General features: G+C 27.5%; 10 protein-coding genes, 1 tRNA gene and 1 pseudogene. 6 read left to right on the forward strand and 6 right to left on the reverse strand.

Annotated elements, in window-relative coordinates; genetic code table 11:
* Positions 1-42: 42 nt before the first annotated feature.
* On the forward strand, positions 43-1,524 hold the full coding sequence (putP, locus tag CRV11_RS00695) for a sodium/proline symporter PutP (RefSeq protein WP_136131422.1): 1,482 nt from the start codon (positions 43-45) through the stop codon (positions 1,522-1,524).
* Between the two features lie 127 nt (positions 1,525-1,651).
* Here putP and CRV11_RS00700 read toward each other — a convergent pair.
* The 4 genes and pseudogenes from CRV11_RS00700 to cmoB form a co-directional block, all read right to left on the reverse strand.
* Positions 1,652-1,742: transfer RNA gene (locus CRV11_RS00700), tRNA-Ser, on the reverse strand.
* Between the two features lie 47 nt (positions 1,743-1,789).
* Complete coding sequence (argS, locus tag CRV11_RS00705) at positions 1,790-3,523, reverse strand: arginine--tRNA ligase (protein ID WP_136131423.1); 1,734 nt, start codon at positions 3,521-3,523, stop codon at positions 1,790-1,792.
* Between the two features lie 204 nt (positions 3,524-3,727).
* Entirely contained in the window at positions 3,728-4,885 is a 1,158-nt protein-coding gene (locus CRV11_RS00710) for a MalY/PatB family protein (protein WP_136131424.1), read from the reverse strand.
* Positions 4,886-5,116: 231 nt separating this feature from the next.
* A pseudogene (cmoB, locus tag CRV11_RS03770) lies at positions 5,117-6,014 on the reverse strand (tRNA 5-methoxyuridine(34)/uridine 5-oxyacetic acid(34) synthase CmoB).
* 878 nt (positions 6,015-6,892) lie between these two features.
* Here cmoB and aspS point away from each other — a divergent pair.
* From aspS to ruvB, 4 genes are all read left to right on the forward strand, one after another.
* On the forward strand, positions 6,893-8,653 hold the full coding sequence (gene aspS, locus CRV11_RS00720) for an aspartate--tRNA ligase (RefSeq protein WP_136131425.1): 1,761 nt from the start codon (positions 6,893-6,895) through the stop codon (positions 8,651-8,653).
* 281 nt (positions 8,654-8,934) lie between these two features.
* On the forward strand, positions 8,935-9,429 hold the full coding sequence (gene ruvC, locus CRV11_RS00725) for a crossover junction endodeoxyribonuclease RuvC (RefSeq protein ID WP_136131426.1): 495 nt from the start codon (positions 8,935-8,937) through the stop codon (positions 9,427-9,429).
* Between the two features lie 89 nt (positions 9,430-9,518).
* Complete coding sequence (gene ruvA, locus CRV11_RS00730; RefSeq protein WP_136131427.1) at positions 9,519-10,136, forward strand: Holliday junction branch migration protein RuvA; 618 nt, start codon at positions 9,519-9,521, stop codon at positions 10,134-10,136.
* 11 nt (positions 10,137-10,147) lie between these two features.
* Positions 10,148-11,155 (forward strand): Holliday junction branch migration DNA helicase RuvB, encoded by a 1,008-nt coding sequence (gene ruvB, locus CRV11_RS00735; RefSeq protein WP_136131428.1) that lies wholly within the window; start codon positions 10,148-10,150, stop codon positions 11,153-11,155.
* A 5-nt stretch (positions 11,156-11,160) separates the two neighbouring features.
* On the opposite strand, the gene znuB is transcribed toward ruvB, so the two are convergent.
* Positions 11,161-11,943: a zinc ABC transporter permease subunit ZnuB gene (gene znuB, locus CRV11_RS00740; RefSeq protein WP_136131429.1), complete on the reverse strand. Its 783-nt coding sequence runs from the start codon at positions 11,941-11,943 to the stop codon at positions 11,161-11,163.
* On the reverse strand, positions 11,936-12,694 hold the full coding sequence (gene znuC, locus CRV11_RS00745) for a zinc ABC transporter ATP-binding protein ZnuC (protein ID WP_136131430.1): 759 nt from the start codon (positions 12,692-12,694) through the stop codon (positions 11,936-11,938). Before znuC ends, znuB begins: the two co-directional genes overlap by 8 nt.
* A gap of 77 nt (positions 12,695-12,771) precedes the next feature.
* Between znuC and znuA the strand changes: the two genes are divergently transcribed.
* A complete protein-coding gene (gene znuA / locus CRV11_RS00750) occupies positions 12,772-13,716 on the forward strand; it encodes a zinc ABC transporter substrate-binding protein ZnuA (RefSeq protein ID WP_136131431.1) in 945 nt (314 codons plus the stop codon).
* The last annotated feature ends 176 nt before the right edge of the window (positions 13,717-13,892 follow it).

Consider the following 13,892-nt stretch of genomic DNA (forward strand, 5'->3'; position numbering starts at 1 on the left):
GTAATTTATTAAAAAAAATTCAGATACATTGGAGATCATATTATGACTTTAATGGTGCCAATGGTAGTGACTTTTGTCATTTATATTTTTGCAATGATAATCATAGGTTTTATAGGTTATTATTCAACAAAAAATTTTAATGATTATATTTTAGGAGGAAGAAGGTTAGGGAGTGTAGTAACAGCACTGTCAGCTGGTGCATCAGATATGAGTGGATGGTTATTAATGGGATTACCTGGAGCTATTTTTATTTCAGGAATTTCTGAAAGCTGGATAGCCATTGGTCTAATAATTGGAGCCTGGCTTAATTGGAAAATAGTAGCTAGTAGATTACGTTTACAAACTGAACATCATAATAATGCATTAACATTACCAGATTTTTTTGCCAATCGTTTTGAAGATCACAGTAAAATCTTAAGAGTTATATCTGCTATTATTATTTTGGTGTTTTTTACGATTTACTGCTCTTCTGGTATTGTAGCTGGAGCGAGATTATTTGAGACGACTTTTCATGTCAGTTACAAATATGCTTTGATAGCTGGTGCAATTACTACTATTATTTATACTCTTATTGGTGGATTTCTAGCGGTTAGTTGGACCGATACTGTACAAGCTAGTTTGATGATTTTTGCATTAATACTTACTCCTATTACAGTAATTATTTCATCAGGTGGATTAACTAATGCATTTTCTATAATTGAAGCCAAGGGTATGTCAAATATTGATATGCTTAAAGATCTAAGCATTGTACAAATAATTTCTCTATTGGGATGGGGGTTAGGTTACTTTGGTCAACCTCATATTTTAGCACGTTTTATGGCAGCTAAATCTCATCGCTCAATATTAATGGCTCGTAGAATTAGTATGACATGGATGATACTATGTTTGATAGGCGCAATATCTGTTGGTTTTTTTAGTATTGCATACTTTGAAAATAATCCTGAACAATCAACTTCAGTTATTGAAAATAGTGAACGTGTATTTATTGAAATAGCTCGCATATTATTTAATCCCTGGATTTCCGGTATTTTACTTTCTGCAATTCTTGCCGCTATAATGTCAACTTTAAGTTGTCAATTATTAGTATGTTCAAGCGCCCTAACTGAAGATCTTTATAAAAGTTTTTTACGCACAAATGCCAGTCAGAAAGAACTAGTATGGGTTGGGCGTTTTATGGTTTTATTAATAGCAATTATTGCAATAATTTTAGCTTTGGATCCTAACAACCTCATATTAAGTTTAGTAAGTTATGCGTGGGCTGGATTTGGTGCTGCTTTTGGTCCTGTAGTACTTTTTAGCGTATGCTGGAGACACATGAATCGCAACGGTGCGTTAGCAGGTATGATAGTAGGTGCTCTTACTGTATTGTTATGGAAAAATTACGGTTGGACTCAATTATATGAAATAGTTCCTGGATTTATATTTTCTAGCATAGCTATTATAATATTTAGTTTTGTAGGAGATAAACCATCTAGTAAAATCATTAAACGTTTTGATAATGCAGTAAAAATTCATTCAGAATGAACATAATATTATAGGTCTGCTTTTAAAACAAAGGCAGACTATATAAAATACTTATAATCAATAATATATATTTTGTTTTATGAATGATTATTAATATAAATATTTTTAGTATTCGTTTGCTTGTTTTTGGCGGTGAGAGAGGGATTCGAACCCTCGATACGTTTAATTAGTATACACATTTTCCAGACGCGTTCCTTAAGCCACTCGGACATCTCACCTATTATTTATAATGTTTTCAATTTTAATAAAAACATTTAGTACATTTTTACATATAACTTAAAATTTTAATACCTAGTATATTAAGACATTGATTTAACACTTTTGAAGTTAAAAAAGATAATTGCAATCTACTATATCTAATTGACTCATCTTCAGCTTTTAAAATGGGACAACTTTCATAAAAACTAGAAAATTTATTGGTTAAATTATAAAGATAGTTACAAATTACATGAGGTGTTCCTTTCTTTGCAACATGCATGATTGCTTCTTCAAATTGCAATATACACATAACCAATATTTTTTCTTGATTATTTGTAATTATTATTTTTTCATCTAATAAATCAACTTGTATTCCTGATTTATGGAATATAGACATTAAACGTGTATAAGCATATTGCATATATGGAGCAGTATTGCCTTCAAATGTTAACATTTGATCCCAGTTAAAAACATAATCAGTTGTTCTGTTTTTAGATAATTCCGAATATTTAATTGCACTGCTTCCTATAGCTTCTGCTAAATACTTTGCTTGATCATGATTAATATCAGGATTTTTGTTTTTTACTAATATATAAGCTCTTCGAAATGCTTCATCTAGTAACTCAGATAATTTAATTGTCTCACCAGATCTAGTTTTAAATGGATTGTTGTTGTTATCTAAAATCATACCAAACATATGATGCTCAAAAACAACAGAATCAGGCACATATTTTGCTTTTCTTACAATAGACCAAACTTGTAGTAAATGTTGATGTTGTCGTGAATCTGTATAATATATAATACGATCTGCTTTTAATTGTTCATATCTGTATTTAGCACAAGCAACATCAACAGTAGCATACAGGAATGCTCCATCTTTTTTTTGAATAATTACTCCCATAGATTTGCCTTGCTTATTTTTAAATTCATTTAGAATTACAACAACAGCACCATTATTATTTATTGCTAAACCACGTAATTTTAAATCATTAACAATTCCTGGCAACATATGATTATATGTGCTTTCCCCTTTAATATCTTTGTAACTTAGCGTTACATGCAAACGGTCATATATTTTTTGATTTTGTTCAATACTTATATTTACTATTTTTTTCCATATAACAAGACATTCTTTATCACCTTTTTGTAACTTTAACACATATTTTCTAGACATGTCTGCAAATAATGGATCTCGTTCATAATAGTATTTTGCTTTGCGATAACATTCTTCAAGATCTTTTAATAGCAGCTCCGTAAAATTGTTTTTATGCTTGTCTTTAAGAAAAGCAATTAACATACCGAATTGTGTTCCCCAATCTCCAATGTGATTAGCTCTAATAACTTTATGACCTAAAAACTCCAATGTACGAGCCATAGCATCACCGATAATTGTTGATCTTAAATGGCCAACATGCATTTCTTTAGCTACATTTGGAGAAGAATAGTCTAATACTACTGTTTGCGGTTTAATGTTTTTTACATCCAATTTTGGTGAAATCAACATGTTTTTTGCTTGTTTTTCCATCCATTTAATATCAAGAAAAATATTAATAAAACCTATGCCAGCAACTTCTATTTTTGTGGATATATCTTTTAAATCAAGGTGAAACATAATGTTATTGGCCAACAATATAGATGGCATACCCATTTTTTTCGCCAAATATATAATCCCATCTACTTGATAATGACCAAATTTTATTGTTGATGTCTGACGAACCTGTGGCTTGCAATTGATTTCAGGTATACCAGATAAAGTCATTGCCTGAACAACTCTTTCTGAAATTAAATCTTTAATATTCAAATAATAGAACCTTATATTTTAAGTTTTCAATAAAACTTTTTAATAATTCAATATACTTATTAAATGATTGTAAAAAGCTAATTATAATATAAATATTGCCATCTAGTATATAGAATTATCATTTAAAATTAAATCGTGCAGAATTAGATAATATTATGCTGAATATAATAAGGAAATAATGTTCATATTTTAACATGATATAAATTAAAACTTAGATATGTTATATTGTTCTAAAGCTCGTTTAAGTCGCCTTATTGCTTTTTTTAACGTAATACGAGTACAACCAAAATTAAAACGTATAAAATTATTATTACCAAATTCCATTCCAGATGAGAAACCTAATCCATGATTTTCAAAATACATTTGTGGATTATTAATATTTAAATTACTTACATCTATCCAACCTAAGTATGTTGCTTCTGGTGATACCATTGATAATTCGGGCATTAAATTTAATTGAGATACTAAGAAATCCCTGTTATTACGTAAATAATCGATCAAATATTTTAACCATGTGTGACCATTAAGCCATGCTGCTTCAGCAGCTACAATAGCAAGAATATTAACTTCTGGTATGATGCCTTGTCTTGCTTGTACAAATCTATTTCTTAAAGACCTATTTGGAATAATTGCTATAGAAGCTCCTAATCCAGCAATATTAAAAGATTTTGAAGGAGACATTAATGTAATACTACGCTGTGCAGCATCAGAACTTAAAGAGCCAAAAGGTATGTGTTTTATCTTTGGTTCTAGTATTAAATCGCAATGAATTTCATCTGAACAAACTATTAAATTATTTTGCTGTGCAAAATTTAACTGATCCATTAGTTCTTTACGTGTATAAACAGTACCTCCTGGATTTTGTGGGTTACATAACATAAGTAATTTTTCTTTATGGTTTATCTTAGATTCAGTAATATTTAAGTCTAATACCCAACGTCTGTTTTTTAATACTAAAGGTATATTTAATTGGTCTCTATTAGCTAGTTTAGCAGCATTACGAAATGGAGGATAAATTGGAATAGGAGTAATAATTCTTTCGTGATCACAAGTAAAAGTGCGTACAGATAAATGTAATCCACTTACTATACCTGGTAATACTACAATCCATTCAGGATCTAAACTCCAATTAAATTTTTTACTAATATAATTAATAAAAATATCAATCAATAAAGTTGGTTTTTTTCCATATCCAAAAATACCATGTGATACTCTATTATTAATTGCATCTATAATACATTTAGGTGATTTAAAATCTGTATCAGCAACCCACAGTGGTATAATATCTTTACCTTTATATTTATTCCATTTCGCACTGTCACTAAAACGACGTTCTATTTGTTGATCAAAATTAGATATCATTTTTATTTCCTATATAATTCGTAATTTTTTATACAAAATAAATTGTTAATTATTTCAATAGCAGAACGTATCAACAAATAATTTATTTATTGACAATACATAATTTTTAATTAAACATTAAAAAATGTTTTAATATTTAATATATACATTTAAGATGATTTTTAAAATTACATAATTATTTAATTATTAAGATTTTGTAGCTATTATCATGGAATAAAAAGGTGATGGATACTATTCAATAGTCTGAGAAAAATTATTCGGATTTAGAAATGAATTTAAAGATCTAATAGTCATCCGTGATGTTGTACGTTGTTCTTCACAAGTAGTAGTTGTACAGTTAACTATTTTTACATTTATAAAATTAATTTTTTCTAGTAGTTCCTTTAGCAAATCAGTTATAAGAATAAAATATATATTATGCATTTGTGCATATCTTTTTTCCGGGAATATCTTATTAGAACTATCTTTGATAACAAGTGTTTCTAAAACAAGTTATCCTACTTTTTTAATTGATTTTTTAGTTTTATAACATGTTCAATAGGAAATATTCTATGATACAAAACTCCTATTGAAAAATAATGTATCAAATGCTTTTAATTCTAGTTTATTTATCAAGTCTTAAGGGTAATAAATATAATTTGCAATTATTGAGCAATTTGCGTATTGATTCAAATTGTAGCAGAAATAATTGGTGAAAGATCTATTCCAATTACCAGGCGAGTATCATATGCTATCATTCTCTACCTATAATATCCATTCCCGCAACCTATAATCTAAAATTGTTAACGAAGAAATATGTGGTAGAAGTTCTCCCATTTCCAATCTGAACGCCATTCACTGTCAATTTTTATACCAAAGGTCCTTTTCTCCATGGTATAAGATTATACAATAATTTCTTTATTCCTTATCTTGAGTAATACTCACAATACTATTATTTGCTTTAATACGAGATAATAGGTCTGAGTATTATGTTTCTAATAAAGGAAGATATTCTACTGATTTTAACCATTCAAAAAAATTGCCTTATAGTTTTTTTATTCCAATTATTGATTTGCAATTTTAATGATGTCAACCAATGTGACAAAGGAGTAGATTCTAACTGTATATAAAATTCTCTAAAATTAATCATTTTAATGCTATTAACGAACCAAAATTAAACAATTAAAACCAAACATCTACATGTAAAAAACCAGCTTGTGCTAAAGCAATTGATTTTTTTGCTCAATTTGCAAAACACTATAATCATTGGCAATTTTAAAATTATAATTAATACTGGATATTAATTTGTTAATTTTATTATCCTCAAAATTTGATTTTTCTGATAGTATTAGTATACTATCTTGGGTTTAATCCTCCTCAATATTCTTTATTAATTTTAAACGCTTTGAAGGTTTTAAAAATTGTAAAGTAAAATTCAGGATTAACCATAGAAGCATTTTCAATTTTGAAATCTAAAATATCAGATTCTATATAACGACGACATTCTTTAATCATATCTGCATAGTTATCAATAGCAAGATAAGTAATAGTGCAATTAAATTGGTATTATAAGAAATTAGATAATGCTGATGATTCTAAGAAACAACTCAAATCAGATATATTGTTTTAGATTTAACAAAATCTATTGCTAATATACCAATCTATAAAAATGATATTTGAATATCCAGTGCTGAACTTTGTATCATTAAGCTATTTTTTTGTCAAATATCTAATTACCTATTTTTGAAAGGGGTGTCGAATATAATGTGTCTATTCTTTCATTTTAAAAATCACTGAAAACCAAAAAATAATATTAATTTCTATTTCTTTTATTGATTTAATAATATAAGGATATAACAAATCGATTAACAAGAAAATATCATATATTTTATTTGATTATATAAAAATACAATACCAACTAATAATATTTAACTAAAAAATCTTACTAAGATTATTGATTTCAATGTACAATATACATAAAATTGTATTTATTATTTGTAGAAACAAATTAAAGGATGACCATTTTTTATGCGTACTATATACTGTGGACAAATAAATACTATTCATATAGGAAAACAAGTAACTATTTGTGGATGGGTAAATAGTTTTCGCAATTTTGGTAATATAATGTTTATAGAAATTAGGGATCGTGAAGGTTTAGTTCAAGTATTTTTTGATTGCAATACTTTTAAAAATGTTTTTAAATTAGCTTCTCAGGTAAGAAACGAGTTTTGTGTTCAAATTGCTGGTATAGTACGTGCTAGAGAAGAAAAGAACATAAATTTAAAGCTGTCTACAGGAACAATAGAAATTGTTGCTGACTATTTAAAAATAATAAATAAATCTAAGCCTTTACCTTTAGATTTCCATCAACATAGTAAAGAAGAAACTTATCTTAAATATAGATATTTGGATTTACGCCGTCTAGAATTTACTAAACGATTAATGTCTCGTTCTAAAATTTCTCATTTCATTCGTTGTTTTATGCATAATGAAGGTTTTTTAGATATTGAAACTCCAATTTTAACTAAAACAACTCCTGAAGGTGCACGTGATTATTTAGTTCCAAGCCGTATATATAAAGGTAAATTCTATTCTTTACCGCAATCTCCTCAGTTGTTTAAACAATTACTTATGATCGGAGGACTTGATCGGTACTACCAAATTGTTAAATGCTTTCGTGATGAAGATTTAAGATCAGATCGTCAACAAGAATTTACTCAAATTGATATAGAAGCTTCATTTCTTGAATCACATCAAATACGCGAAATTACTGAAAGATTAATCAGAAATATTTGGAAACATGTCAAAGGAATAGATTTAGGTAAATTTCCAGAAATAACTTTTCAAGAAGCAATATGTCGTTATGGATCAGATAAACCAGATTTGCGTAATCCTATACAGATGGTAGATATTAGTGATATTTTAAAAAATAATTATTTTGAATTATTTAAATTACAAATCAATGACGCAAAAAATCGTATTGCTGCTATCTGTATACCTAATGGAAATCAACTGAGTAGAAAACAAATTAATGAATATGAAGATTTAGTTAAAAAACATGGAGAAAAAAGATTAATTTATATTAAAGTAAATAAACGTGTAGATGGTTTAAAAGGTATTCAGGGATCGATCATAAAATTTTTTAATCAAGAAATTGTTGAAAATATTCTTATAAGAACTAAAGCAAATGATGGGGATATAATAGTCATTATCGCTAATACTATTAAAATAATAACAAATATATTAAGTGCAATGCGTATTAAATTAAGTGAATATTTAAAAATATCTAATAATATTTTTGCTCCTGTTTGGGTAATTGATTTTCCAATGTTTACTAAAGATATTAATAGATGTATATGTTCAACACATCATCCATTTACTGCGCCAAAAGCTGATTGTTTAAATACATTATCTAGTGATCCAATTTCTGTTATATCTAATTCTTATGATTTAGTAATTAATGGATATGAAATTGGTAGCGGATCAGTTAGAATTGATAATTTTAAAACACAGAAAGCTGTATTTGATATTTTGGGTATTCCAGAACATGAACAGAACATTAAATTTGGATTTTTTCTCGAGGCACTGAAATTTGGTACTCCACCTCATGCAGGTATTGCCTTAGGTTTAGATCGTTTAATAATGTTATTAACAAATACAAATAACATACGTGATGTTATTGCATTTCCTAAAACTACAGCTGCTACTTGTTTAATGACAAACACTCCTGCAGAGATAGATGCAGATTCTTTATTGGAATTAGGTATTAAAATCATAAAAAAATAAAGATTAGATATATATTTAGATATAGTAATTTGTTTATGAGTATAAAACCTGTAAAAACATAAATTAAAAATGTTGCCATTCCTATAATTAATACTATATTTTATAGAATTTATTTTGCAATTTATTAATTGCATTACTGTAATATTAACTCTTTAATTATAAATATATTTTATTCGAAATTTATTTATATATAAATGTCCTTATAATGTAAAATATTTAATGATTATAAAATAAATAAAAACTTTATGTGTAAAATATATCAATTTAGGTTTAGAGATTTTATGTCTATCATTTTAGGTATTGATCCTGGTTGTCGTTTTACTGGATATGGGATTATCTGTCAACATAATCGTAAGGTTAGCTATGTTAGTAGTGGTTGTATTTTTACAAATACCACAGAACTATCTGTCAGTTTAAAATTAATTTATACTGGTTTGAATGAAATTATTACAGAATTTTCACCAGATTGTTTTGCTATCGAACAAATTTTTATGTCTAAAAATGCATATTCAGCATTGAAACTAGGACAAGCTAGAGGTGCAGCAATAGTTGCTGCTATAAAATTTAATCTACCAATGTTTGAATATACCGCTAATCAGGTAAAAAAAACTATAGTAGGAATTGGACATGCAAAAAAAAATCAAGTGCAATACATGGTTAGAATGTTATTAAAATTATCTAATCATCTTTCAGTTGATGCTGCTGATGCATTAGCAGTTGCTATTACACATCATTACATTTCTGAAAATGTAAAATATTTTAATATTGATAAATAATTTTAAAAATTACAAGTTAAATTAATTATCTGCATTAACAAATAATATATAATATTTTAAATAAATTTATTCTTAAGGAAATTAATTTGGTGATAGGTCAATTAAAAGGTAATATTCTAGACAAGCATCCTCCAATAGTTTTAATTGAAGTTTATGGTATAGGTTATGAAATAAACATGCCCATAACTTGTTTTTATAAACTACCTGCACTTAATAATGAAGTAATAATTTTTACTCATTTTATAGTACAAAAAGATATGCAGTTATTATTTGGATTTACTAGTAAAAAAGAACGTGCATTATTTCGAGAATTAATAAAACTCAATGGTGTTGGTCCTAAATTAGCTTTATCTATACTTTCTAGTATGTCTTCAAAAGAATTTATCTTGGCAATAGAAAAAGAAGAAATAAATACTTTAATTAAACTGCCCGGCATTGGTAAAAAAACTGCCAAACATTTAATCATTGAAATGAAAGATATTTTACAAAAAATACAAAATGATTTATTTAAAGATAATATGAAATTTAATAAAATTGATTCAACTATTTTATCCCATATTAGTCATGTAGAAGCTGAAGCAATTACAGCACTGATAGCTTTAGGATATAAATCTCAAGACGCTAAAAATATGATTATTAAATTAGACAAGTCAAATGAAACAAGCTGTGAAACATTAATCAAATCTGCTCTACGTAATATTCTTTAAGGCAGCATATTATGCTAAAACATGACAATTTAATTAATCATTCTGTTATCGATAAAGAAGAGGAAAATATTGAATGTAATGTTCGTCCTAAACTTCTTAAAGAATATATAGGTCAAAAACAAGTATGTAACCAAATGGAGATATTTATACGAGCAGCGAAATTACGTGGTCAAGCTCTAGATCATTTGTTAATTTTTGGCCCTCCTGGATTAGGAAAAACAACATTAGCTAATGTTGTTGCTAATGAAATGAATACTAAATTATGCATTACTTCAGGACCAGTATTAGAAAAAGCAGGAGATCTTGCCGCAATATTAACTAATCTAGAACCAAATGGTGTTCTTTTTATTGATGAAATTCATCGTCTATCTCCTACTCTAGAAGAGATGCTTTATCCTGCTATGGAAGATTATAGACTAGATATTATACTTGGTGAAGGTCCATCAGCACGTTCAATTAAACTTGAATTACCACCTTTTACTCTTATTGGAGCGACTACTCGTGCAGGATCTTTAACATCACCGCTACATGATAGATTTGGTATTATTCAACGTTTAGAGTTTTATTATATACAAGACCTAAAAAATCTTGTAATTAGGAGTGCTAATTGCTTAGGTTTTTCATTAAGCGAAGAAGGTGCATTAGAAATAGCATATCGTTCACGTGGTACTCCTCGTATTGCAAATCGTTTATTACGTCGTATCAGAGATTTTGCTGATGTTTATGCCAATGGAAATATAAGTAAGTCTGTATCAATTAGTGCTCTTGAGATGTTAGATATTGATAAAGAAGGTTTTGATTACATGGATCGTAAATTTATGTTAGTAATTATAGATAAGTTTAGGGGAGGGCCTGTGGGATTAGATAACATTGCATCAGCTATTGGTGAAGAACGAGAAATGGTAGAAGAAGTAATTGAACCATTTTTAATTTACAAAGGTTTTATTAAACGTACTCCTAGAGGTCGAATAGCAACACGTCAGGCTTTCAACCATTTTGGTGTTTCATATGACAGATAAAAATGTTAACTTTTACCATATAACAAACTAAAAATGAAAAGACAGGTAGAACATAATACTACAGAAGGAGCAGCTGGTGTATCATAGTATGCCGATATAATCAAACCAAATGTAACAGAAGTAATTCCTATTAACACTGCTATAATAGCCATTTGTTCTGGAGATTTAGCAAAGTATCGAGCAGTAGCAGCTGGAATAATAAGCAATGCAGTAACAATTAATGCTCCCACAAATTTTATTGCAACACTGATTAACATTGCTGTTAAAAACATTAAAATCAAACGATTATATTTAACATTTATACCATCCACTGTTGCCATTTCTTTGTTTATTGTAATTAATAACAAAGGACGCCATTTCCAGGTTAATATTACTAATACTAAAGTTGTAACAATAAGGATTATCCATATATCGTTGTAATTAATTGCTAATAAATCTCCAAATAAATAAACAATCAAATCTACTCTAATATTTGGTATTAAACTAATAATTACTAAACCCAGAGATAATGTACTATATGCTACAATTCCTAAAAAAGTGTCCATAGTTAATTGAGGGCGATTTTCAATCGTTATCAAACTGAAAGTTATCATTATCACAAGAATAATCAAAGTATAATATGGATTGATATTTAATAATAAGCCAAATGCAATACCTAGTATTGAAGAATGAGCTAATGTATCACCAAAACAAGATAATTTATGCCAAATAATAAAACAGCCCAAAGGACCTGCTGCTAGTACTAATATTACTGCTCCTAACCAGGCTGGAAATAAAATATCAATCATTATATTCCTTATTTTTTTTGCTATGATTATCTTTATGAATTTCACAGTAATTACTATGATGATGACGATAGATTGCTAATTGTTGAATATCTTGTAAACCAAACATAGATATAAATTCTGGATGTTGTGATACTGATTTTGCACTACCAGAGCAACATATATGGTTATTAAGGCAAATTACTTCATTAGTTTTTGCCATTACTAAATGCAAATCATGAGAAACTATTAAAACCCCACAACTAAATTCTCGACGTAAATCATCAATTAAATCGTAAATCGCAATTTGACCTTGTGTATCCATACATTGTGTAGGTTCGTCTAGAACTAATAATTGTGGTTTATTTAAAATTGATCTAGATATTAAAATACGTTGAATTTCTCCTCCTGATAGTGTTTGCAATGGCAAATTAATTAAATGACAGGCATTAACTCTTTGAAGAGCTAATAAAATATCTTCATATTTATTGATATTAATTAGATTCATAAATCCTTTAACTGTAATAGGTAACGTTTGGTCAATATAGATATTCTGTGGAACATAACCAATTTTCAGTCCTTTAATTCTATCAACCTTCCCTCCTGAAGGAGATAACAATCCCAATATTACCCTTACTAAAGTAGATTTTCCTGCTCCATTAGGTCCAATTAAGGTTAAAATGTGATCTGATTTTAATGAGATATTAATATTAGATAATACAGATCTATTATTATATATAACAGATACATTTTCAAGTTTTACTAGTGTTTTCATTTTATTATACATTAACTAAAAATATATAAATATAGTACAATCATATTATTGTACTATATAATATGAACTGACTTATTATGATTTATAATAAAAAAATTTTTTATATACTAATTAATTTAGTTTTATCTAATCTGATTGTATTTTTCGTAAATGCAAATGTAGTAGTATCAATTAAGCCTATAGGATTTATCACATCAGCAATTATTGACAATATATTGCCCGTTGATGTTATAGTTCCCGATGGATCATCTGGACATGACTATGTTTTACGTCCATCAGATGAAAAGAAAATAAAAAACACTGATTTCTTAATTTGGAGCGGATCTGAAATAGAGGCTTTTATGTCTAAATCAGTATTACATGTTCCAATAAATAAAATTCTTGTTGTTACAGAAATACCAGCAGTGAAAAAATTATTAATTAAAATCAAGGAAGATAACTGTATACATCAACTCAAAAAACAATGCATTCAAGATCCTAAATTGCCTCTAAATAGTAAAAAATACAATATGCATTTTTGGACTTCTCCCGATATAGCAAAGATTATCGCAATTGAAATTTACAAAAAATTATCAGAAATCATGCCTCAATATAAAGAAAAACTCAATCAAAACTTAAAACAATTTGAAATATCATTAAATAATATAGACAAACAAATTATGATGCAACTTGCACCTATAAAAAACAAGAAATATTTTGTTTTCCACGATGCATATATATATTTTGAAAAACATTATGGATTATCTTCATTGGGACATTTTACTATAAATCCTGAAATTCAACCAGGAGTAAAAAGTTTATATAATATAAGAAAACAAATAAAGGAAAAACAAGTTACTTGTGTTTTTGCTGAACCTCAATTTAAACCAGCTATTATTGATACCGTTACTAGGGGAATCAAAATAAATAAAGGAGTTTTAGATCCATTGGGCTGTAATATTAAATTATCTAAAGACAGCTATTTAAAGTTTCTTTTACAATTATCTAGTCAATATAATACTTGTTTAAAAGATAAAATATAGGGAATAAATTAAAAAATGCACAAGAATACAATTAAAAAATATATCATATGTAAATCTAATTATTTGTTGTTTTCAAGTTATTTGATAATAGTTGTTGTACACATTTGTCTCTCGAAAATAAATGAATATAATGCTTATAAATATAAAACATTCGCTATTAATAATTTTATAATATC

This window comes from Candidatus Pantoea edessiphila (assembly GCF_002933335.1).
In the GTDB taxonomy this organism is placed as follows: Bacteria; Pseudomonadota; Gammaproteobacteria; order Enterobacterales; family Enterobacteriaceae; genus Pantoea_C.